Origin of the sequence: Pseudomonas sp. (assembly GCF_030684895.1) — a bacterium.
GTDB lineage: Bacteria > Pseudomonadota > Gammaproteobacteria > Pseudomonadales > Pseudomonadaceae > Aquipseudomonas.
In genome coordinates this window covers 11,889-33,770 of the sequence record NZ_JAUXXP010000011.1, presented here as the reverse complement: position 1 = coordinate 33,770, position 21,882 = coordinate 11,889, and the positions used below count along the sequence as shown (strand labels likewise).

Sequence of the window (21,882 nt, the reverse complement as noted above, 5' to 3'; positions counted from 1 at the left end):
TGTCTAAGCCAGCTGCATCGGGTAGCGAGTGACGGAGGCGGTGACCAGATTGGCGGTCGGCAGCGGCAGAATTGCCTGGTTGTGCGCGCTGGCCAGTTGCAGCCAGACATTTTCCCCTTCAACAAACTGCCCGTTAGGCAGCCATAAGCCGTGATGCCAACCGTTGCCCGGTGCCGGGGTGCTTTGCAGCACGCCCGGGTGAGTCTGGGCGCTGGGCGCGCGCCGCAGCCAGACCGGGCGCGGCAGGCCTTTCAGGTAACGCAGGCCCAGGTGCAGGCCTTCGCTATTCAGATGCCGCCAACGTACTAGGGCTAGGGTCGGTGTATCGCTGCCGGTGATCAATAGCACAAGCTGGCCAACTGACAGTTGCGCGGCCTGGTCGGCATTACACAGCAGGCGTGCACCGCCTGCGCTGGCGTCGAGCATCTGCGCGCTGGTGCGCAGCGGTCGCTGTTCCAGTAGTTGCGCATGGATGCCGGGTAGGCCGACGATAATGTTGCATTCGGAGCTGTGGTCGGCGCGGGTATGTCGGCGTTGCTGGCGCCCCAGCCAGTGTTGTTGCACGCGCTCCAGCAGTTGGCGCTCCGCTTTGCTTTGCAGTGGTGCGGGCTCATGCAGAGCTACCAGCAGGGCGCCCAGCTCGAAGCGGCGCAAATAGTCAGCGCTGCCTTCTGGTGTCTGGGCGTAGCTCAGGCAGGGCTGCGCCTCGGTCAGGTCGATGGTTGGCCCTTCGATTTCATCGTCCTCGTCCCAGGGCAGCAGGCGCGCCAGCCCGGCCAGCGGCGAGAGCGCGCCGAACAGCAGTGCGCATTCGCCATCGGCGAGGTGAAACGGGTTGCTCAGCGACAACAGCAGCATCTGCTGGTAGATGCCGCGCATGGTGTTGGCCGGTTGTGGGGTAAACGCTGCCGCCACTGGCTCGTCTAAGCAATCCTGATGCTCACCGATCCAGTACAGCAGATGGCTGTCACGCCACAGGCTGGGCGGTGGTTCCTGATATAGCTGGTAGTGGCGCAGCAGGCTCTGCGCGAGAAAGTGCTGAGCCATATACAGGCACCAGGCCAGGTGCGGGCGTGATGGTTGACGGCCCTGGAGGATTTGCAGCAGCAGACGTTTGAAGCCGATAGCCAGTTCACTGCACAGATGCACGAACAACGCCGTGGGGGGGTTTTCGCCCTGGTAGGCCTTGCTGTAATGCCGGTACTGATCGCTGAAGCTTTGCAGTGCGCGCTGCCTTTCGAGTAAGGTCATGGCGCTGCGGTTCAGCCTGAAGAGCAGGCCGAGCGCTTGCTGCAAGGCCAGTTCTGGCGGCTGCAGACGGGCCTGGGCCAGCTGCTCATTGAGGTCGGCCAACGGTGCGACCTCGGTTTCGAGGATGTCTGGCACTTCCAGGCGCAAGGCATCTAATGTCATATCAACCTTATGGAATCAGGGAGCGAATGCATGGGAATGCGTTTCCAGGCGATCATTCGTGCTGTTGCGGGCGTAGGCATAGGTCTGATTCTGGCCGGTTGCGCTGAAGACATAGGCGTCGATCAATATGGACGAAAGGTAGCGGTTGAGCGCCTGGATGGCCAGTGGTTAGTGATTAATTACTGGGCGCAGTGGTGCGCACCCTGCCGCACCGAGATCCCTGAACTCAATGCTCTGGAGAAACAGTTCAAGGAGCAATCCGTGCAGGTGCTGGGGGTGAATTTCGATGCGCTGCAGGGCGAGAAACTGAGTCAGGCAGCGCAAGACATGGGCATCACCTTTACCGTGCTGGCGCAGGACCCGGCTGAGCGCTATCAGCTGCCGCGTGCCGAGGTGCTGCCGGTGACCTATATCGTCGATGATCAGGGTCGTATGCGTGAGCGCCTGCTGGGTGAGCAGACGGCGGCCGGCCTGAGTGCTCGCCTGGCTGCGCTCAAGGCGGAGGGCTAGAGCCGTGGCGCGTATCTGCAAGCATGGTTACGTCAGCGGTCGCGTTCAGGGCGTCAGTTTTCGCCAAACGACCGCAGAGCAGGCTGAGCGTCTGGATCTCGATGGCTGGGTGCGCAACCTGGCCGATGGCCGGGTCGAGGTGCTGTTCGAGGGTGATGAAGCTGCAGTGGCCGAGTTAGCAAGCTGGTTAGAGCAAGGGCCGCAGGCTGCCGACGTGACCGCGCTGGAGCTGCAGGATCAGGCGTTGCAGGGAGTTGCCGGATTTATCGTACGGCGCTGAGTCGTTGATGGGTTAAGCGTCGCATGGGAGGCATGTTGTGCATGCGTCTTGTGCTCTGCGCCGCTAACCCATCTACGGTTTGACATACCAGAAGTCGTGCCAGAAACCGACCACCTTGGCCGAGTAGGTGTGTTTGCCCAGGCTGCCGTTGTAACGCGCCAGTGCGCGGTTCAGGTCGCCGTTTTCCTTGCGTAAATAAAAGCTGAGGATGGTGCAGCCATAGCGCAGGTTGGTGGCGTTGTCGGTGAGGTTGTCTTGCGGGCGGCCCAGTTCGGCTTTCCAGAAGGGCATCACCTGCATCATGCCCTGGGCGCCGACTGAAGATATGGCGAAACGGTCGAAATGGCTTTCGGCATGAATCAGGGCAATCATCAGGTCGGGGCGCAAGCCGGCTTTACTGGCTTCGCGGTGTACCAGGCGCAGCAGGCTCAGGCGTTGCTCGGCATCCGGAATATAACGGCGCATGCGCGTGGACATATCCAACAGCCAGACTTCGGCATCGAAACGATCCTGAAAGCTGTCGGCCTGGGCCACGGTCTGTTGCAGCAGTGTGCGCAGTTCCGTCTCCGGCGCCTGGCGCACGTCGGCATACGCCACGCTGCAGAGCAGTAGGCCGAGTAGGGTGCAGGTCAGGCGCTGCAGCATGGGGGCGTCAGTCGTTGCCAGGATCGGCGACCAGGCGGCCGGCGTCTTTGGTCAGGGCCTGGAGGAAGATCTTCTGCAGTTCCGGATCATTGCGCGTCAGTTCGATCAGGCTCTGTTCCAGCTCGCTGGCTTCCTCTTCCAGGCCCAGCTCTGACAGGCGTTTAACCCGATGTACCCACTGGGCAACGTCGTCACCTTCAAGGTCGTTGTAAATCAGCTGGTGGGCTTCCTGCAGTTTGCCGCGCAGGGTGCGGCTGACCAGCAGGGAGGCATCAGCGCGCGCTGAGCCCTGATCATCTTCCACGGTCAGCAGTAGGGTACTAATACGCGTGACATCCTCTTCGGCAAACGGGCTGTCGAGCAAGTTCAGGCGCAGGATGCCATTGCGGTCGGTGAGCAGCTCATGGCTCTGTGCGCCGGCTTTAACCAGTACCGGACGCTCGGCCCATGGCAGGCTGGAATACTCCATGCGCGCATCCTGGCGGCGCTCCTCGAGGGTGGCGAGGTTCTGTTGCGAGCGCCCGTTGGATTCGACGTTCATCGCCGGGTTGAGCCCGGCAAAGCCGTAACTGATCCAGTCCTTGGTGACGGTATCCGGCAGGCTGCCGAGCAGTACCACGTTGAGTACGTTGGCACCGATGCCACCGACAATCGCCAGTGCGCCGAGCGGCACTTCATAGAGTTCGCGCCAGGGCTGGTAGGGGGTATAGCGGTCATAGCGGCGCGTCACGTCAAACGCCGTGACCTCGAAGGTCTTCTGTTCATGCACGCGTACGCGGCGTTGTGGCAACTCCAGCACGCGTGGCTCACCGACATCGATCTGCAGGCTGTGATCGAGCAATTTGCGCTCGACGCGCTCCTCGTGCTCGCTGCGCTGCGGCAACTGATTGGCGCAACCACTGAGTAGCAGAGAGCCACCCAGCAGGGTGGCGATGAGGCTGAGGGTGTTTCGCTTGAACATGACGACTCTTGCTAAAAGGGCTGAGATCAGTGGCTGATGCGGGCCTGGATAAAGCTCAGGATATCGGCGACAGGCACGGCCTGGGCGTCGGTTTCCTTGCGGCTCTTGTATTCCAGGTTGCCTTCGGCCAGGCCGCGATCACTGACGACGATGCGATGCGGGATGCCGATCAGTTCCATATCGGCGAATTTGATGCCTGGACTGGTCTTTTTGTCACGGTCATCGAGCAGCACTTCATAGCCGGCAGCAGTTAGCTGCGCATACAGCGTGTCGGTGGCTTCGCGCACGGCATCGGTTTCGTAACGCAGCGGCACCAGGGCGATGTGGAAAGGCGCCAAGGCGTCGTTCCAGAGAATGCCGCGGTCATCGTTGTTCTGCTCGATGGCTGCCGCCACCACGCGCGAAACGCCAATGCCATAGCAGCCCATCGTCAGAATCACCGGCTTGCCGTTCTCACCCAGCACCTGGCAGTTCAGCGCTTCGCTGTACTTGGTGCCCAGCTGGAAGATATGCCCGACTTCGATGCCGCGCTTGATTTCCAGAGTACCGTTGCCATCCGGGCTTGGGTCGCCGGCCAGCACGTTGCGCAGGTCGGCCACTTCCGGCAGCGGCAGGTCGCGCTCCCAGTTGACGCCGAAATAGTGCTTGTCATCGATATTGGCACCCGAGGCGAAGTCGCTCATCAAGGCAACCGAGCGGTCGACCACGCAAGGGATCGGCAGATTGACCGGGCCCAGCGAACCAGGACCTGCGCCGATGGCTGCGCGAATTTCAGCTTCGTTGGCGAACACCAGTGGGCTGGCAACTATTTCCAGGTTGGCAGCTTTGATCTCGTTGAGTTCGTGGTCGCCACGTACGATCAGCGCCACCAGAGTGCCTTCTTTAGCACCATGGACCATCAGGGTCTTGATGGTTTTTTCGATGGCCAGGCCAAAACCTGTCACCAGTGCATCGATGGTTTTGGTGTCCGGGGTGTCAACCATGCGCATGCTTTCAGTGGCTGCGCCACGGCTGCTTTCGCGTGGTACTGCTTCGGCTTTTTCGATATTGGCGGCGTAGTCAGAGCTGTCGCTGAAGGCGATATCGTCTTCGCCGGAGTCGGCCAGTACGTGGAATTCGTGGGAGCCAGTGCCGCCGATGGAGCCGGTGTCCGCCTGTACAGGGCGGAAATTCAGGCCCAGGCGGGTAAATACGTTGCAGTAGGCCTGGTGCATGCGGTCATAGGTTTCTTGCAGCGAAGCCTGGTCGACGTGGAAGGAGTAAGCGTCCTTCATGATGAACTCGCGGCCACGCATCAGGCCGAAGCGCGGACGGATTTCGTCGCGGAACTTGGTCTGGATCTGATACAGGTTGATCGGCAGCTGCTTGTAGCTGTTCAGCTCGTTGCGCGCCAGATCAGTGATCACTTCTTCATGGGTCGGACCGGCGCAGAAGTCGCGGCCGTGGCGATCCTTCATGCGCAGCAGTTCCGGGCCGTACTGCTCCCAGCGACCGGATTCCTGCCACAGCTCTGCCGGCTGAATGCCCGGCATCAGCACTTCCAGAGCGCCAGCGGCATTCATTTCCTCGCGCACGACCTTCTCAACCTTGCGCAGCACACGCAGGCCCATGGGCAGCCAGGTGTACAGGCCGGAAGCCAGCTTGCGGATCATGCCGGCACGCAGCATCAGCTGATGGCTGATCACCACGGCATCGGATGGGGTTTCTTTCAGAGTCGAGAGCAGGAACTGGCTGGTACGCATATTTGGCTGTTCTGTCGGTTGCAAGAGATTTTGAATGGCCCGCATTGTACGGTGCCTGTACAGATGCGTACAGGATGCTGGCGTGTGCTTATAAAAGGAGGGGAGTGTGTCGATATTGACGGCGGAACAGGTGCAGGCGCTGATTCGGGCGGGGCTGCCGATGGCAGAAGATATCAACCTGTGTATCGATCGGCTGGACGCTAAGGGCGCGCTGGCGCGGGTGCCATTTCACAGCAAATTAATTCGCCCCGGCGGCACTTTGTCCGGGCCAACCATTATGGCGCTGGCAGATGCGGCGATGTATGCGGTGGTGCTGGGCAGTCTCGGGCGGGTAGAGATGGCTGTGACATCTAATTTGAATATCAACTTTCTGGTCAAGCCCAGGCCGGTTGATCTGTTAGCCGAGGCTCGGATATTGAGATTAAGTCGCAGGCAGGCTGTTTGCGAAGTATCCGTTTATTCGCAGGGCAACGAAGAAGAGTTGGTGGCGCATGTAACGGGGACTTATGCGTTGCCGTTGTAAGTCTGTTATCAGTAGAGAAAAAAGAACCCAGCCTAGGCTGGGTTCTTTTTTATTACTTCAGTACTACTTGGGCGTTAGAGAACGTCCAGTGGGTACTCGATGATCAAGCGGGTGTCGTTCAGATCGCGACCAAAGTTGGCGCGGTATGCAGCATGACGAACGCGGAAGGACAGGTCTTTTGCTGCGCCTTCTTGGATCACGTACTTGCTCTCCAAGTTGAGCTCGTGACGTTTGCCGTCGCCGGCACCGTCGGCACGTACGCCGTCGATATCGGTGCTGGTGATGTAACGGGTCATGAAGCTCAGGCCAGGAACACCAAATGTGGCCATGTTCAGGTCATAACGAGCTTGCCAAGATTGTTCGTCTTTGAGCTCGTAGTCGCCGATTTGTACTGAGTTGTTCAAGTAAACAGCACCGCCGCCATCAATGCCATATACATAGCCAGTGTCGCCGTTGGATTTCTGGTAAGCAACGGTGAACTTGTGGCCGCCGATAGCATAGGAGGGCGCAATACTCCAGATGCTGTTGTCGATGTCACCAGAGCGCTTCTGGCCATCATCGGTTGTACGGTAGTAATTGAAGTCCAGGCCGAAGGATTGTTCGTTGCCCAGATCTTGACCGTAATTCAAGTTCAGGTAGCGCTTTTTGAAGTGATCTTCGACATCAGAGAAGAATACAGCGCCGCTGAAGTTATCGGTAAAGGAGTAGTTTGCACCGACGATATTGGCGGAAGTCAGACCCGGACCTTTGCCGTTGATGTCGTCGCGGCTTGAGCCGGTTTGGCTGCTCAATGCGGTAAAGCGACCTGCGGTGAGGGTCAAGCCAGAAATTTCGTCGCTGGTCAGCAAGGTGCCGGTTGCAACTTCAGGCAAGATGCGGCTGTCATCGGTAGAAAATACCGGGGTGTCAATCATCATGTTGCCGTACTTGAGAACAGTATCGGAAACACGGAATTTGATCGCGCCGCCAACTTCGCTCTGAGTGTCCTCAGCTTCGCCTGCACCATTTTCAGCGAAAAGACCATTGCCCTGGCGGCCATCGCCAGTGTCCAGTTTGATGCTGCTCAGGGAGTGAGCATCAAAACCAACGCCAACGGTGCCTTGAGTGAAGCCGGATTCGAACAGCAGGCGGATGCCCAGGCCGAAGTCTTCACGATAGCCTTTACGCTCGTCTTTGGCTTCATTCGCTGTGGTTACATGGCTGGCGCCATGTTTGAAATCACGGTTCATGTAGAGAGCGCGATTGAAGATATTGAAGCTGCTGTCTTCAACAATGCCCTTGGATTCGGACTGGCTGGATGCCACTGCCATTTGGGTGGTGCCCGCTGCTACTGCGAGGGCGATTACGCTCCACTTCATCACTTGCATCGTGATTGCTCCTTTGGTTTAGAAAAGTTGCGCCGTCCGGCTGGTTGTTATATGGACGACTCTTTCTTTTTGTGTCGGCGGTAACTTATAGCACGCTGCCAATGTTGGCGATAGTTGCAATCTATTCATTACGATTTCTTCACGGCTGTGTCGCAAAAGCTTATGAGTCATGTCGCATTTTTGTAGATGCTGCTGGCGTGCTCCAAGTCAATGCTGACGGATTTTTGCGCCTGCGTGCTGGTTGCCTTCGGCAGTCAAACGGTGCAGTGCGATTCGTCATGGATTGCTTAGCAATAGTCGTGCACAAAGTCCTGAAAGCCAATTTTTTATCCTCGATTTGACCGGTGTGATCGAGGTTTTCGGGGTTTGCATTGGTTTGTGGTTGGTTTTTCAGCAGGTTTTTCTATTTTTATGCTCAGTGAAAGGTATTTTTGCGGTCGCTTTCTGCTCTGTTTTCAGTTGCTTGCCGTTGTATGGCGGTTGTGTGGCATTTGCCTGCTGCGTGGGGATTACCGAAGGGAACAGTTTTGGTGCGCAGGCTCTGGGTGGCTTTGGCGAGTGCTGTCTATTGGTGCGTGGCAGTAGGGTTGATCGTGGGTGCCGTGGTTTCAACTTCGGCGTATCCTGCTCAGTCGATGTTTGCTGGCTTTGCTTTGGCAGCCGGTTTGCTGATCAGGCTTCGGGTGTCGTTGCCTGTTCTGTTCGATCTCTGTCAAAACCAAGTGAGTGGGTTTTCTTAAAGGTAGGTCGTTATGTTTGTTCTGGATTTGCGTTTGCAGCAGGACACTGTCTGGATGGGGGATTACCCGTTATGCAGCCTGCTGTTGATGAATGATGCGCAGTACCCTTGGTTTATCCTGGTGCCGCGTCGTGAGGATGTCAGCGAGTTGTTTCAGCTGGATGCGGCTGATCAGTTGCAGCTCTGGCGCGAAACCAACGGTCTTGCTGAAGTACTCAAGGACTGTTTTGCAGCCGACAAGATGAATGTCGCGACCTTGGGCAATGTGGTCAGTCAGCTGCATATGCATGTCATCGTGCGGCGTCGCGAGGATGCGGCTTGGCCAGCGCCTGTTTGGGGCAAGCATCCGGCGCAGGCGTATACGCCTGAGCAATTGGCCGAGTTGAAAGCCCGTTTACGCCTGGTTTTGACTGGGGATTTTTGTTTTGCTGAGGCTTGACGGGTGGAAATAGAAGAGCGCATCAACGATCTGCAAAGCCGGCTGGCTTTTCAGGACGACACTATTCAAGCACTCAATGATGCGCTGGTGGCGCAACAGCGGCTTCTGGAGCGCTTGCTACTGCAGGTGGCTGCGTTGATCAAGCGTCAGGATGAGGTGAGTTCGCAGTTTGGTATGGCTGAGGATGAGGCGCCGCCGCCCCATTATTGATTGGCGTATAAAACGCAAAAGGCCCGCAATGTGCGGGCCTTTTGCGTTTATGCGCTTAACGTCGCGCAGGCAGCGCGGCGATGACGTCTTCGGCTTGCAGGCCTTTGTCGCGTTGCATGACGGCGAACTCGACCCGCTGGCCTTCGACCAGTACCCGGTGGCCTTCACCGCGAATGGCGCGGAAGTGCACAAAAATATCGTCGCCCGAGTCGCGGGAGATAAAGCCGAAACCCTTCGAGGTGTTGAACCACTTAACGGTACCTGTTTCGCGGTCACCCAGATCTTGCGAGCTTGAGGTGTTGCGCGATTTAAGGCGCAGGTTGGCCGCCAGGTGTACGGCTACGGCGGCAGCGATGATCAGCAGGCTGAACAGGCTAGCCGGTTGGTTAGCGATTACCGGTAGCGGGGCGAGCAGAATCAAGGCTTGCAGCAGGGTGCCGAGTACCAGGAGGGCGGAAACCAGGTTTTGCGCTTGATGGCGCAGGCCGGCGTGCCAGATGGGCAGTTGTGGGGCAAGCAACAGGTTAAGCAGGCCGAACAGAGCAAGGCACAGCGCGCTGGGTTGTTCTAGGAGTGACTGTGGTGTGTCGCCAAAGTGTGGGGCAAAAGAAAGTAGCAGGGCGAGAGCGCCCGTCAGAAGGTGGACAATTTTCAACATGTTCGATGAGCTCGCTTAATTTAAAGAATCAACAGGAAGGGCTGGCTGCGCGTAGTGGGTGTTGCCGGGGAGGAGTAAAAGCGCGTGGTACCAGCCTATGCGCTGAGCCATGGATACGGATCAGCGGCACGGGGCGTATTTAACAGCAAAGAGGTGGGGTTCTCAATCAAGCACTGAGCGCAGTTTCGCTCGGCATGGGGCTTACCTGATTACGGCCATCGCGCTTGGCCTGATAAAGCGCGTCATCGGCGCGGGTGAGCAGGGTTTCCAGCGTATCGCCTTGTTCTGCAAGGGCGAAGCCGAAGGAGGCGGTAATGCTGTCGAGTACTTCGTCGGTGCGGCGCACTTTGATGCGCAGTGACTGGATCTTCAGGCGCATCTGTTCGGCAAAAGCGTAAGCCGTGGCGTTATCAAAGCAATCGCGCAGGATGATGCAGAACTCTTCGCCGCCGTAACGTGCGGCCATGGCACGGACGGGCAGGAGGTCGCGCAACAATTGACCCACATGCTGCAGCACGCGATCACCCAGGGGGTGACCGTATTGGTCGTTGAATTGTTTGAAGTGGTCGATATCCAGCATCACCAGGGCGACGCCGTCATGCTCGCTGCTTAGGGTCTGTTCCAGCAGTCGGCTGAAGGCATTGCGATTGAATACCTGGGTCAGGCTATCCAGTGTTGCGGCGATGTGCGCGCGCTCGAGCTGGCTGCGCAGGCTCTTGATTTCTTGCTGAGCGGCATTCAAGCGATAGAGGAACTTGTCCTGCTGGTCCTGCATCAGTTGCGTGCTTTGCTGCAGTTCATTCAGGACATTCGGCAGGTCATCGATGATCGGTTCCTGCAGCGCGGCAAGGCCATGCTCCAGGCTGGCCTGGTAGTTACGGCTGCCAATGATGCTGCGTGACACGTTGCCTTCAATATCGTCGACCAGCTCGATGACCTGCTGTTGGCCGGCGCGGGCTTCTTCGAGCTCACCATGGATGATGTAGTCGCGAAACAGCTTGGCCGCGGTTTCCGGCGGGAAGCTGTCAAAGTCAGCGACGGTTTTCTCCAGGCGGCGATTGAGTTCGGGCTCCAGGCCTTTGCTGTAGGTGTACCAGAGGGCGTAATGCACCGGATTGGGCGGAATATCATGGCGCATCATTAGCGGTACCGCCTTCTTCAGAAGCGCCGCAGCGTCGCGGGTTTCCTCGGGGTACAGTTCCAGAATGCTGGGAGCTTTAGCGGGTTTGTTCATGCACGTCACTGTGGCCAAGTTGCAATTGACCAAAGCATAGAACAGCTGCTGGGCAAGCGCCTAGCAAAAGGCCCGTAGAGACGGGCCTTTTACGTGATTTATCTATTTACCTATATGTCTAGGCTGCCAGCAGGCTGCGCAGCATCCAGGCGGTTTTCTCATGCACTTGCATGCGCTGGGTCAGCAGGTCCGCAGTGGGCTCGTCGCTGACTTTGTCCAGCAGCGGGAAGATGCCGCGGGCGGTGCGTACGACGGCTTCCTGGCCTTGAACCAGCTGTTTGATCATGTCTTGTGCGTTCGGCACGCCTTCTTCTTCCTTAATAGACGAGAGGCGGGCGTAGGCGGCGTAGGTGCCTGGGGCCGGGAAGCCCAGGGCGCGAATGCGTTCGGCGATCTGGTCGACGGCCAGCGATAGCTCGGTGTACTGCCCCTCAAACATCAGGTGCAGGGTGTTGAACATCGGGCCAGTGACGTTCCAGTGAAAATTGTGGGTTTTCAGGTACAGGGTATACGTGTCGGCAAGCAGGCGTGACAGGCCTTCGGCGATGGCGGCGCGGTCCTGCTCGGCAATTCCGATATTGATTTCCATACCATTTCTCCTCTCAGGTGGCTCGGGGCTTGGCTGCCCGCGTAATGGGCGGAGCCTACCATGGGTTTTACCGAGCTTTATCGTGGTTTATATCAATGAAAGTGATGGTTGGAGGCTATTGCTGGGTCTGGGTTCAATTTTTCTAGGGCCTAGCGATGCGCTAATTCGGGATGCTGTTGCAGCGTCTGATTGAATAATTCGACCCAGTGAGCGCTGAATTGCCGCCCGGCGAGGTTGTTGATTTCGAGAATGGCGCGCAGCAGTGGGCGTTTGTTCAGGGTTTGGTGGGCGCGTTCATGGGTGCGGGCGTCGAAGGTGTCGACGATGTTGATAATCAGGGCGCCGGGGCTGGTTTCGAGCTCTTTCAGCCCTTTGGGGTAACCGCTGCCGTCGGCGTGCTCCTGGTGTTGCAGGGTTATTTCCGCAGCGGCATCCCAGCGCGGCATACGCTTGAGCAAGTCGTAGGCGAGGCGTGGGTGGGATTGCATCTGCCTGCGTTCTTCGCGATTGAAATGCGCTTCTTTGTGCAGCATTTCCAGTGGCAGAAAGGCCATGCCCAGATCATGCAGGCAGATGGCCGCAGCCAGTTGCTCGGGTTGCTCCGGGTTGCCGCCCAGTTGATTGATCGCCAGGGCCAAGTCGAGTTGACGCAGGCCACGGCCTTGCCAGAAGTGTGAGCGGCGCTCGCTGGCTTGCATCAGGTCGACAAAGAACAACAGGTCAGCGTCCGGCTCGATGCCATAGCGTCTGAGTAAGTCGGCGGCAGCGGGTTCGTCTGCAGCAATGGCTGCGGGCGGCTTTGAGCTGGGGTCGAGTTGTTGCAGCAGTGCGCTGCGAATACCGGTTTGTTGCGCCGCTGGCACCAGTGCCAGGGCGCTGAGTGCCTGGCTAAGCGCTTTGCTTTGAGCGGCGCTGAGTTGCGCTGGCGGGCCGCCAAGGGCGTGCTGGATCAGCTCTTTCAGGTGGTCGAGGGTTAATAGCAGGATATCGCCCAGCAGGCTGTCGAAATGCAACTGGCCCTCGCGCAGGCAGGACAGTACATCTTCCATGGCTTGCGGCACGCTCATCAGCGTGTCCAGGCCGATATAACCCAGGTTGCCCTTGAGCGTATGTACCAGGCGAAACAGCTCGCGCAGACGTTCGCGGTCATCGGGGACGTGTTCTAGCTCGATCAGCAATTGCTCGCAACGCTGGAATTGTTCGCTGGATTCCAGGCGAAAGTCTGCCAGCAAATCGCTGGGGATTTCAGCCAGGTTCGGCGTGGCCATAAGCCTCTCCACTATTCGACGGTCAGAGTGCTGCATGCCTGAGTATAGGAAGGGCTGGCAAAAGCGCGTGGGGCGGCGGCTGCAAGTGGCGGCTTAACCATATATAATCCCGCGCTTTGCCGCGTTTTGTCGGGCGAACAGTGGGCTGCGTATGCGCCGCTGATCGTTTCGCGCCCCTTAAAGGCAGCACAATTGCGGGAAATGGCGCCTGCGCCAGCCGGTTATCCGGCCAACGAGCGTCGCAGTCACTGCGGCCCAACGAATTCAAGACTCAAGAGAAGCGACCACCACCATGATGCGCAGCCATTATTGCGGCCAACTGAACGAGAGCCTGGACGGCCAGGAAGTCACCCTTTGCGGTTGGGTACATCGCCGTCGTGACCATGGCGGGGTGATTTTCCTCGACATTCGTGACCGTGAAGGTCTGGCCCAGGTGGTATTCGACCCGGATCGCGCGGCGACCTTCGCCACCGCCGACAAGGTGCGCAGCGAATACGTGGTCAAGATCACCGGTAAGGTGCGCCTGCGTCCGGCCGGTGCCGGAAATGCCAACATGGCGTCCGGCGCTATCGAAGTGCTGGGCTATGAGCTGGAAGTGCTGAACGAAGCGGAAACCCCGCCGTTCCCGCTCAACGAATACACCGACGTGGGCGAAGAAACCCGCCTGCGTTACCGCTTTATCGACCTGCGTCGCCCGGAAATGGCGGCCAAGCTGAAGCTGCGTTCGAGCATCACCAGCAGCATCCGCCGTTACCTGGATGACAACGGCTTCCTCGATGTGGAAACGCCGATCCTCACCCGTGCCACCCCCGAGGGCGCGCGCGACTATCTGGTGCCGAGCCGCACCCACGCCGGCAGCTTCTTCGCTCTGCCGCAGTCGCCGCAGCTGTTCAAGCAGTTGCTGATGGTCGCCGGCTTCGACCGTTACTACCAGATCGCCAAGTGCTTCCGTGACGAAGACCTGCGTGCCGACCGCCAGCCGGAATTCACCCAGATCGACATCGAAACCAGCTTCCTCGATGAAGCCGACATCATGGCCATCACCGAGAAGATGATTCGCCAGCTGTTCAAAGAAGTGCTGAACGTTGAGTTTGGTGAGCTGCCGCATATGACTCTGGCCGAAGCCATGCGTCGCTTTGGCTCCGACAAGCCGGACCTGCGTAACCCGCTGGAACTGGTGGACGTCGCCGACCAGCTCAAAGATGTCGACTTCAAGGTCTTCGCGGGGCCGGCCAACGATCCTAAATGCCGCGTAACCGCATTGCGTGTACCGGGCGGCGCGAGCATGCCGCGTAAGCAGATCGATGACTACACCAAGTTTGTTGGCATCTACGGCGCCAAGGGTCTGGCCTATATCAAGGTCAACGAGCGTGCTAATGGCGTTGAAGGCCTGCAGTCACCGATCGTCAAGAACATTCCGTTGGACAACATCAATGTGATCCTCGATCGCGTTGGCGCGGTCGATGGCGACATCGTGTTCTTCGGCGCCGACAAGGCCAAGATCGTCAGCGAAGCCCTGGGCGCGCTGCGTATCAAGCTCGGTCATGACCTCAATCTGCTGACCTGTGAGTGGGCGCCGCTGTGGGTCGTTGACTTCCCGATGTTCGAAGAGAACGACGACGGCAGCCTGACCGCCATGCACCACCCGTTCACTGCGCCAAAATGCAGCCCGGCTGAGCTGGAAGCCAATCCGGCTGCCGCACTGTCGCGTGCTTATGACATGGTCCTGAACGGCACCGAACTGGGTGGCGGTTCGATCCGTATCCACGACAAGTCGATGCAGCAGACCGTATTCCGCGTACTGGGTATCAGTGAAGACGAGCAGCAGGAGAAGTTTGGTTTCCTTCTCGACGCCTTGAAGTTCGGCGCGCCACCCCATGGCGGCCTGGCTTTCGGTCTGGATCGTCTGGTGATGCTGATGACCGGCGCGCAGTCGATTCGCGAAGTGATTGCCTTCCCGAAAACCCAGAGCGCGGCCTGTGTGATGACTCAGGCGCCGGGTCTTGTGGATAACAAGGCGCTGCGCGAATTGCACATTCGCCTGCGCGAGCAGCCCAAGGCCGAATAAGCCTTAGCGATGACAACGAGCCTGGATTATCCAGGCTTCTTGGTTATATGGGTTCGACAAAATCTGATTTGACGAATTACGGAGTGAGTTATGGCTGGTCATTCCAAGTGGGCCAACATCAAGCACCGCAAAGGGCGTCAGGACGCCAAACGCGGCAAGATTTTCACCAAGATCATTCGTGAACTGACGGTGGCGGCCAAGCACGGCGGCCCGATCCCGGCGGACAACCCGCGTCTGCGCCTGGCCGTGGACAAGGCCCTGACCGCCAATATGTCGCGCGATGTCATTGATCGGGCGATTGCCCGTGGTGCCGGCAACAATGAGGCCGACAACGTCGTCGAGCTGAGTTACGAAGGCTACGCGCTGGGCGGTGTGGCGATTATTGTCGAGGCCATGACCGACAACCGCAACCGCACCGCTGCCGAAGTCCGCCATGCCTTTACCAAGTGCGGCGGCAACCTGGGTACCGATGGTTCGGTGGCCTATATGTTCGAGCGCAAGGGGCAGCTCAGCTTCGCGCCTGGCGTTAGCGAAGATGCCTTGATGGAAGCGGCACTGGAAGCCGGTGCCGATGACGTGGAGATGAGCGAGGACGGCTCTGCCCTGGTGTCGACCAGCTTTGCCGATTTCCATGGGGTCAACGAGGCGCTCAGCGCTGCCGGTTTCAAGGCGGATGAGGCAGAAATTGCCATGATCCCGTCGATCAGTGCGCCGGTTACTGATCTGGAAACCGCGCAAAAGGTCATCAAGCTGATCGATATGCTCGAAGACCTTGACGATGTGCAGGAGGTTTACCACAACGCCGAAATTCCTGACGGCATCATGGAGCAGCTTGGCTGAGTGCGGGGCGTCAATGAAAAGCCGGAGGTCTTCAGGTGTATGCCTGAGCACTTCCGGCTTTTTTATAGGTGGCTAACCAGTGGGCTGTCACGATGCGCTATTAAAAGTGGCTCCTGGTCATTTTTTATAGCGCCGGCCTGGGTGACGCCGAAGTGGGCTGGCCCTATACTCGGCAACTGGATAAATAGACAGTGTGTCGGCCAAGTTGGCGGGCGCCTTGAGTGAGCGGTAGGGCATGACCTTGATTCTCGGCATCGACCCTGGCTCGCGCATCACCGGTTACGGCGTGGTGCGTGATACCGGGCGCAATTGCGAATATGTTGCCTCTGGTTGCATTCGCACGGGCAATGGTTCGATGCCAGAGCGACTGCAGGTGGTGTTTCGCGGGGTGCGTGAGGTCATCGAGACCTACGGGCCGGTGACCATGGGCATCGAGCAGGTGTTTATGGCGCGCAACCCGGATTCTGCGCTCAAGCTTGGCCAGGCGCGCGGCGTGGCTATCGTCGCGGGAATCGAGGCAGGGTTGGATATCGCCGAATACACCGCGACCCAGGTCAAGCAGGCGATTGCCGGCAGCGGCGGGGCGGATAAGGAGCAAGTGCAGCTGATGGTCATGCACCTGCTCAAACTGGTGCAGAAGCCGCAGATCGACGCATCGGACGCCCTGGCCATCGCCCTGTGCCATGCCCATCACCGGCAGAGTCTGATTCCCCATGGTCTGGTCGGCGCCAAGCGGCGCGCGGGTCGCCTTCGTTTGTAACGTAATTTTTAAGGAAAGCAGCGGTGATCGGACGTTTGCGCGGCATCCTGGCGGAAAAGCAGCCGCCCCATGTAATTGTTGACATAAATGGTTTGGGTTATGAGCTGGAAGTGCCCATGACCACCCTGTACCGTTTGCCCTCGGTGGGTGAGCCGTTGACCCTGCACACCCATCTGGTGGTGCGTGAGGATGCGCATCTGCTGTATGGCTTTTTCGAGAAGCGCGAGCGCGAGCTGTTTCGTGAGCTGATTCGCCTCAATGGTGTAGGGCCGAAACTGGCTTTGGCCTTGATGTCCGGCCTGGAGGTTGATGAGTTGGTGCGTTGTGTGCAGGCACAAGATACTTCGGTGCTGGTGAAGATTCCCGGGGTTGGCAAGAAAACCGCCGAGCGCCTGCTGGTTGAGCTGAAAGACCGCTTCAAGGCCTGGGAAACCGTGCCCGGCATGTCGCACCTGGTGGTGGAACCTCGCGGCGGCAATGCAGTCTCAAGCGCGGAGAATGATGCGGTCAGCGCACTTATTTCGCTCGGCTACAAACCCCAGGAAGCCAGTCGCGCCGTCTCAGCTATTAAGGAAGACGGTTTGAGCAGTGAAGATATGATTCGTCGAGCCCTGAAGGGAATGGTCTAGTGCTAGAAGCTGATCGCCTGATTACCGCAGCCCCGCGTGACCGTGATGAGCAGGTTGACCGTGCCATTCGCCCACTGAAACTGGCCGAATACATCGGTCAGCCGAGTGTGCGCGAGCAGATGGAACTGTTTATCCAGGCGGCCCGTGGGCGCAGCGAGGCGCTTGATCACACCCTGATCTTCGGCCCGCCCGGTCTGGGCAAGACCACCCTGGCCAATATCATTGCTCAGGAAATGAACGTGTCGATCAAGAGCACCTCGGGTCCGGTGCTGGAGCGGCCGGGTGATCTGGCGGCGCTGCTGACCAATCTTGAGCCGGGCGATGTGTTGTTTATCGATGAGATTCATCGCCTTTCGCCGATTGTCGAGGAAGTGCTGTATCCGGCGATGGAGGACTTTCAGCTCGATATCATGATCGGTGAAGGCCCGGCAGCGCGCTCGATCAAGCTCGATCTACCGCCGTTTACTCTGGTCGGTGCGACTACTCGGGCCGGCATGCTGACTAACCCGCTGCGCGACCGTTTCGGCATTGTGCAGCGTCTGGAGTTCTATAACACCGAAGACTTGGCGACTATCGTCATGCGCTCTGCGGGGATTCTCGGCCTGTCGATCGAGCCCCATGGCGCCTTCGAGATTGCCCGTCGCGCCCGCGGTACGCCGCGTATCGCCAACCGTTTACTACGCCGTGTGCGCGACTTTGCCGAAGTGCGCGCACAGGGCGATATCACCCGTGAAATCGCCGACCTGGCGCTGAACCTGCTGGATGTCGATGAGCGTGGCTTCGACCACCAGGACCGACGTCTACTGCTGACCATGATCGAGAAATTCGACGGCGGGCCTGTGGGGGTCGATAACCTGGCCGCTGCCATCAGCGAAGAGCGCCACACCATCGAAGATGTGCTGGAACCCTATCTGATTCAGCAGGGCTATATCATGCGCACCCCGCGTGGGCGTGTGGTGACCCGGCATGCCTATTTGCACTTTGGCCTGAATGTGCCCAAGCGCATGGGCGAACTGCCCACGGCTGATTTGTTCGTGAGTGACGATGGCTAACAAAAAATACTTGTCGAAGACGATTGGCAAGAACAGGAGCTGGCACTAGAGTATGCGCGCGCAAAACGGAGTTACGCCGTTCACCCATCGCTGTCGGGTTTATTTCGAAGACACCGATGCAGGCGGCATCGTCTACTACGTCAATTACCTTAAATTTATGGAACGGGCTCGCACCGAGCGCCTGCGTGATCTGGGTTTTCTCCAGTCGACGTTGGCCGAGGAGGGCCTGTTGTTCGTTGTGCATTCGGCCCAAGCGCGCTACCACGCGCCCGCTAAGCTCGACGACGAGTTGCTGGTAAGCGCTGAAGTCATTGAATTAAACCGTGCCAGCCTGCGTTTTCGTCAACAGGTCAGGCGGGCAACGGATGAGGCGCTGCTTTGTGAAGGGCAGTTTATGGTGGCCTGTGTGCGCGCCGACAATTTGAAACCCCGGGCCATTCCCCAAGCTCTGCACACGGCCTTTGCCGGGCAGGGCGGCGCGGGTACATCTAGAGCAGGAGAGTAAGCGTGGAAGCCAACGCCGTTGACCACATGTCGATGTGGAGTCTGATTAGCAACGCCAGCCTGGTGGTGCAACTGGTAATGCTGACGTTGGTGGCCGCTTCGGTCACTTCGTGGGTCATGATTTTTCAGCGCACCGCGCTGCTGCGTGCGGCCAAGCGTGCCCTGGATAACTTCGAGGAGCGCTTTTGGTCGGGTATCGATCTGTCCAAGCTGTACCGCCAGGCGGGCAGTAACCCGGACCCGGATTCCGGTCTGGAACAGATCTTCCGCGCTGGTTTCAAAGAATTCTCGCGTCTGCGTCAGCAGTCCGGTGTTGATCCGGATGCGGTGATGGATGCCGTGGCCCGCGCCATGCGTGTGGCCATCTCGCGTGAAGAAGAGAAGCTTGAGCAGAGCCTGCCGTTTCTCGCCACCGTCGGTTCGACCAGCCCGTATATCGGCCTGTTCGGTACCGTGTGGGGCATCATGAACTCCTTCCGCGGCCTGGCTCAGGTGCAGCAAGCGACCCTGGCCACTGTGGCCCCGGGTATTGCCGAAGCGCTGATCGCCACTGCCATCGGCCTGTTTGCCGCTATTCCTGCGGTAATCGCCTACAACCGTTTTGCCGCCCGTGGCGAAATGCTGATTGGCCGTTACTACACCTTCGCCGATGAGTTCCAGGCGATCCTGCACCGCAAAGTCCACACCAGCGACGACTAAGCCTTAGGCACTCTTTACGAAAGGTTTTAAGCCATGGCCAGAATTCGCAACAGACGCAAGCCCGTCGCCGAGATGAACGTGGTGCCTTACATCGATGTGATGTTGGTGCTGCTGGTGATCTTTATGGTGACCGCGCCCATGCTCAATCAAGGGGTCAAGGTCGATCTGCCGAAAGTCAGCAGTGAAGTCTTGCCGCAGGACAATAACGCCCAGGTGCTGACCATCTCGATCAAGGCCGATAAGACCTATTTCTGGAATATGGGTACCGAGGTCGATGTCGATACCGTGCAGGACAAAGCGCTGACGCTGGAAGAAATGACCCGCGCAGTGACTGCGATCATCAACCAGAGCCGGGCAACCGGTAAGCAGGTGCAGGTGTTCGTGCGCGGCGACAAAAGCGTCGATTACGGCACCATCATGGCGGCCATGGGTGGCTTGCAGCAGGCTGACGTAGGTAACGTCGGGCTGATTACCGAGGCCCCCTGATGCACTACCAGCGCGAGCGTTCGCCCTCGGAAAGTCTGTTCTGGCCGGTTGTCTGGGCTGTAGGGCTGCACGTCATCATGTTTGCCATGCTGTTCGTCAGCTTCGCCTTTGCCCCGGACCTGCCGCCGGCCAAGCCGGTGGTGCAGGCGACCCTGTACAAGCTGCAGTCGCAGAGCCAGGCCACCACCCAGACCAATCAGAAAATCGCTGGAGAGAAGCCTAAGACCACTGCGCCGGTGTATGAAACCGAGCAGCTTGAGCAGAAAAAAGCCGAGCAGGAAAAAGTAGCGGCCAAGGCTGCGGAACAAAAGAAAGCGCAAGAGGCTCAGAAAGCGGAGGCCGCCAAGAAAGCTGAGGCAGAGAAAAAGCTCTCCGAGCAGAAGGCCGCCGAGCAGAAGAAGCTCGCCGATGTAGCCAAGAAGAAAGCGGCGGATGAGGCGGCCAAGAAAAAGGCTGCTGAAGATGCCAAGAAAAAAGCGGCAGAAGAGGCGAAGAAGAAAGCCGACGCCGAAGCTGCGAAGAAAAAGGCTGCCGATGATGCCAAAAAGAAAGCAACTGAAGCCGCTCAGCGTAAAGCGGTAGAAGACAAGAAGGCTGCTGCACTGGCCGAGCTGCTGTCCGAGGATGTCGGTCGTCAGCAGGCAATCGCCGATACCGTCGGTAATGAAGTCGCTGGCAGCCTGGATGATCTGATTGTTATGTTGGTTAGCCAGCAGTGGCGGCGCCCGCCATCTGCGCGTAATGGCATGAGCGTAGAAGTACTGATCGAAATGCTGCCTGATGGCACCATTACCAATGCCAGCGTGACGCGCTCCAGTGGCGACTCGCCATTTGATAGCTCGGCCGTGCAAGCGGTGCGTAACGTCGGCCGTATTGCTGAAATGCAACAGTTGGACCGCGCCACTTTTGATCGCCTTTACCGGCAGCGTCGCGCTGTCTTCAAACCGGAGGATTTAGGTCTGTGAATACCCTGATGCGTATTGTTCTGCTCGGTCTGACCCTACTGGTCGGCACCGTTCAGGCCGCTGATCCGCTGGTGATCAGCAGTGGTACTGACCGTGCTACACCCATCGCCGTAGTGCCGTTTGGCTGGCAGGGCGGCAGTGTGTTGCCCGAGGACATGGCTGAAATTATCGGCAATGACCTGCGCAATTCCGGCGTATTCGAGCCGATCCCTCGGCAGAACATGATCAGCCTGCCGACTCAGGCGACTGAAGTGATCTACCGCGATTGGCAGGCTCTGGGCGCGCAATACGTGCTGGTTGGCAGCATTGTGCCGAGCGCCGGGCGTCTGCAGATCCAGTTCGCTTTGTTCAACGTAGCCACTCAGCAGCAGGTTATGACTGGCAGCGTGGGGGGCGGTGTCGATCAGCTGCGCGACATGGCGCACCATATCGCCGATCAGTCGTTTGAGAAACTCACCGGTGTGAAGGGCGCGTTCTCTACCCGCATGCTGTACGTGACTGCTGAGCGTTTCGCAGTCAACAACACCCGCTACACCCTGCAGCGCTCTGACTATGACGGCGCCCGTGCGGTGACCTTGCTGCAATCGCGCGAGCCGATCCTCTCGCCATCGTTTGCTCCGGATGGCAAACGTATTGCGTATGTGTCGTTCGAGCAGAAGCGCCCGCGCATCTTCGTGCAGCACATCGATACCGGTCGTCGCGAGCAGATCACCAATTTTGAAGGCCTGAATGGCGCGCCAGCCTGGTCGCCGGATGGCAATCGCCTGGCATTCGTGCTGTCGCGTGATGGCAACCCGGAAATCTATGTGATGGACATGGGCACTCGCCAGTTGCGCCGGGTGACCAACCAACCATCAATCGATACCGAACCATTCTGGGGTAAGGACGGTCAGACCCTGTACTTCACCTCGGATCGTTCCGGTAAGCCGCAGATCTACAAAACCAACATCAACGGTGGTTCGGCAGAGCGTGTGACCTTTATCGGTAACTACAACGCCAACCCGAAACTCTCTGCTGATGAGAAGACCCTGGTGATGATTCACCGCCAGGATGGTTACACCGTGTTCAAAGTGGCGGCACAAGACCTGCAGCGCGGTAATTTGCGGATACTTTCAGATACCAGTCTGGACGAGTCGCCCACTGTCGCGCCCAACGGCACCATGGTAATCTACGCCACCCGCCAGCAGGGCCGGGGAGTCTTGGTATTGGCGTCCACTAATGGTCGCGTGAGGCTCCCTCTTCCTACCGCTCAAGGCGAAGTTCGAGAGCCTTCTTGGTCCCCTTACCTGAACTGATGCGGT

The 21,882-nt window shown here is 58.5% G+C and carries 23 protein-coding genes and 2 pseudogenes; 15 read left to right on the top strand and 10 right to left on the bottom strand.

Going from position 1 to position 21,882, the window contains the following annotated elements; all coding sequences use genetic code 11:
- Window positions 1–3 precede the first annotated feature (3 nt).
- On the bottom strand, window positions 4–1,413 hold the full coding sequence (locus Q8M42_RS01620) for a PilZ domain-containing protein (RefSeq protein WP_304870664.1): 1,410 nt from the start codon (window positions 1,411–1,413) through the stop codon (window positions 4–6).
- Window positions 1,414–1,443: 30 nt separating this feature from the next.
- Here Q8M42_RS01620 and Q8M42_RS01615 point away from each other — a divergent pair, with 30 nt between their 5' ends.
- The gene (locus tag Q8M42_RS01615; RefSeq protein ID WP_304870662.1) at window positions 1,444–1,923 is read left to right on the top strand and encodes a TlpA disulfide reductase family protein; all 480 of its coding nucleotides are present in this window, start codon (window positions 1,444–1,446) and stop codon (window positions 1,921–1,923) included.
- Between the two features lie 4 nt (window positions 1,924–1,927).
- On the top strand, window positions 1,928–2,203 hold the full coding sequence (locus Q8M42_RS01610; RefSeq protein WP_304870660.1) for an acylphosphatase: 276 nt from the start codon (window positions 1,928–1,930) through the stop codon (window positions 2,201–2,203).
- Window positions 2,204–2,275: 72 nt separating this feature from the next.
- Here Q8M42_RS01610 and Q8M42_RS01605 read toward each other — a convergent pair whose 3' ends face one another.
- The 3 genes from Q8M42_RS01605 to Q8M42_RS01595 are packed head-to-tail and all read right to left on the bottom strand — an operon-like array spanning window position 2,276 to window position 5,551.
- Complete coding sequence (locus Q8M42_RS01605) at window positions 2,276–2,848, bottom strand: transglycosylase SLT domain-containing protein (protein ID WP_304870658.1); 573 nt, start codon at window positions 2,846–2,848, stop codon at window positions 2,276–2,278.
- Window positions 2,849–2,855: 7 nt separating this feature from the next.
- On the bottom strand, window positions 2,856–3,809 hold the full coding sequence (locus tag Q8M42_RS01600) for a hypothetical protein (RefSeq protein WP_304870656.1): 954 nt from the start codon (window positions 3,807–3,809) through the stop codon (window positions 2,856–2,858).
- 26 nt (window positions 3,810–3,835) lie between these two features.
- A complete protein-coding gene (locus Q8M42_RS01595) occupies window positions 3,836–5,551 on the bottom strand; it encodes a proline--tRNA ligase (RefSeq protein ID WP_304870654.1) in 1,716 nt (571 codons plus the stop codon).
- A 115-nt stretch (window positions 5,552–5,666) separates the two neighbouring features.
- Between Q8M42_RS01595 and Q8M42_RS01590 the strand changes: the two genes are divergently transcribed.
- The gene (locus Q8M42_RS01590; RefSeq protein WP_304870728.1) at window positions 5,667–6,074 is read left to right on the top strand and encodes a PaaI family thioesterase; all 408 of its coding nucleotides are present in this window, start codon (window positions 5,667–5,669) and stop codon (window positions 6,072–6,074) included.
- 74 nt (window positions 6,075–6,148) lie between these two features.
- Here the strand turns inward: Q8M42_RS01590 and Q8M42_RS01585 are convergent, their stop codons facing one another.
- The gene (locus tag Q8M42_RS01585) at window positions 6,149–7,441 is read right to left on the bottom strand and encodes an OprD family porin (RefSeq protein WP_304870652.1); all 1,293 of its coding nucleotides are present in this window, start codon (window positions 7,439–7,441) and stop codon (window positions 6,149–6,151) included.
- Window positions 7,442–8,193: 752 nt separating this feature from the next.
- On the opposite strand from Q8M42_RS01585, the gene Q8M42_RS01580 reads away from it, so the two are divergent.
- A complete protein-coding gene (locus Q8M42_RS01580) occupies window positions 8,194–8,619 on the top strand; it encodes an HIT domain-containing protein (RefSeq protein WP_304870650.1) in 426 nt (141 codons plus the stop codon).
- Between the two features lie 3 nt (window positions 8,620–8,622).
- On the top strand, window positions 8,623–8,829 hold the full coding sequence (locus Q8M42_RS01575) for a SlyX family protein (protein WP_304870648.1): 207 nt from the start codon (window positions 8,623–8,625) through the stop codon (window positions 8,827–8,829).
- A 55-nt stretch (window positions 8,830–8,884) separates the two neighbouring features.
- Here the strand turns inward: Q8M42_RS01575 and Q8M42_RS01570 are convergent, their stop codons facing one another.
- The 5 genes and pseudogenes from Q8M42_RS01570 to Q8M42_RS01550 form a co-directional block, all read right to left on the bottom strand.
- Window positions 8,885–9,109, bottom strand: coding sequence for a cold-shock protein (locus Q8M42_RS01570; protein ID WP_169852850.1), 225 nt, complete (start codon window positions 9,107–9,109; stop codon window positions 8,885–8,887).
- A gap of 57 nt (window positions 9,110–9,166) precedes the next feature.
- Window positions 9,167–9,487: pseudogene (locus Q8M42_RS01565) on the bottom strand (cold shock domain-containing protein membrane protein); the annotation flags it as partial.
- Between the two features lie 166 nt (window positions 9,488–9,653).
- A complete protein-coding gene (locus Q8M42_RS01560; RefSeq protein ID WP_304870646.1) occupies window positions 9,654–10,721 on the bottom strand; it encodes a GGDEF domain-containing protein in 1,068 nt (355 codons plus the stop codon).
- Between the two features lie 118 nt (window positions 10,722–10,839).
- A complete protein-coding gene (locus Q8M42_RS01555; protein ID WP_167144942.1) occupies window positions 10,840–11,310 on the bottom strand; it encodes a Dps family protein in 471 nt (156 codons plus the stop codon).
- 149 nt (window positions 11,311–11,459) lie between these two features.
- Window positions 11,460–12,578 (bottom strand): HD domain-containing phosphohydrolase, encoded by a 1,119-nt coding sequence (locus tag Q8M42_RS01550; RefSeq protein WP_304870643.1) that lies wholly within the window; start codon window positions 12,576–12,578, stop codon window positions 11,460–11,462.
- Window positions 12,579–12,870: 292 nt separating this feature from the next.
- Here Q8M42_RS01550 and aspS point away from each other — a divergent pair, with 292 nt between their 5' ends.
- The 10 genes and pseudogenes from aspS (at window position 12,871) to tolB (ending at window position 21,876) form a co-directional block, all read left to right on the top strand.
- Window positions 12,871–14,646 carry an aspartate--tRNA ligase gene (gene aspS / locus Q8M42_RS01545; RefSeq protein ID WP_304870641.1) on the top strand — a complete coding sequence of 592 codons (1,776 nt, stop codon included), beginning with the start codon at window positions 12,871–12,873 and terminating at the stop codon, window positions 14,644–14,646.
- Between the two features lie 90 nt (window positions 14,647–14,736).
- Window positions 14,737–15,486 carry a YebC/PmpR family DNA-binding transcriptional regulator gene (locus Q8M42_RS01540; RefSeq protein WP_304870639.1) on the top strand — a complete coding sequence of 250 codons (750 nt, stop codon included), beginning with the start codon at window positions 14,737–14,739 and terminating at the stop codon, window positions 15,484–15,486.
- 235 nt (window positions 15,487–15,721) lie between these two features.
- Window positions 15,722–16,246 carry a crossover junction endodeoxyribonuclease RuvC gene (gene ruvC / locus Q8M42_RS01535; RefSeq protein ID WP_275963519.1) on the top strand — a complete coding sequence of 175 codons (525 nt, stop codon included), beginning with the start codon at window positions 15,722–15,724 and terminating at the stop codon, window positions 16,244–16,246.
- A 23-nt stretch (window positions 16,247–16,269) separates the two neighbouring features.
- Window positions 16,270–16,875, top strand: a complete 606-nt coding sequence (gene ruvA, locus Q8M42_RS01530; protein WP_304870637.1) for a Holliday junction branch migration protein RuvA — start codon at window positions 16,270–16,272, stop codon at window positions 16,873–16,875.
- Window positions 16,875–17,927: a Holliday junction branch migration DNA helicase RuvB gene (gene ruvB / locus Q8M42_RS01525; protein ID WP_304870635.1), complete on the top strand. Its 1,053-nt coding sequence runs from the start codon at window positions 16,875–16,877 to the stop codon at window positions 17,925–17,927. The genes ruvA and ruvB overlap by 1 nt, the downstream gene beginning before the upstream one ends.
- A gap of 52 nt (window positions 17,928–17,979) precedes the next feature.
- Window positions 17,980–18,454, top strand: a pseudogene (gene ybgC / locus Q8M42_RS01520) (tol-pal system-associated acyl-CoA thioesterase).
- Entirely contained in the window at window positions 18,435–19,130 is a 696-nt protein-coding gene (tolQ, locus tag Q8M42_RS01515; RefSeq protein ID WP_304870633.1) for a protein TolQ, read from the top strand. Before ybgC ends, tolQ begins: the two are co-directional and overlap by 20 nt.
- Before the next feature lie 33 nt (window positions 19,131–19,163).
- On the top strand, window positions 19,164–19,616 hold the full coding sequence (gene tolR / locus Q8M42_RS01510; RefSeq protein ID WP_304870631.1) for a protein TolR: 453 nt from the start codon (window positions 19,164–19,166) through the stop codon (window positions 19,614–19,616).
- Window positions 19,616–20,581: a cell envelope integrity protein TolA gene (tolA, locus tag Q8M42_RS01505; RefSeq protein ID WP_304870629.1), complete on the top strand. Its 966-nt coding sequence runs from the start codon at window positions 19,616–19,618 to the stop codon at window positions 20,579–20,581. Before tolR ends, tolA begins: the two co-directional genes overlap by 1 nt.
- The gene (gene tolB / locus Q8M42_RS01500; RefSeq protein WP_304870627.1) at window positions 20,578–21,876 is read left to right on the top strand and encodes a Tol-Pal system beta propeller repeat protein TolB; all 1,299 of its coding nucleotides are present in this window, start codon (window positions 20,578–20,580) and stop codon (window positions 21,874–21,876) included. Before tolA ends, tolB begins: the two co-directional genes overlap by 4 nt.
- The last annotated feature ends 6 nt before the right edge of the window (window positions 21,877–21,882 follow it).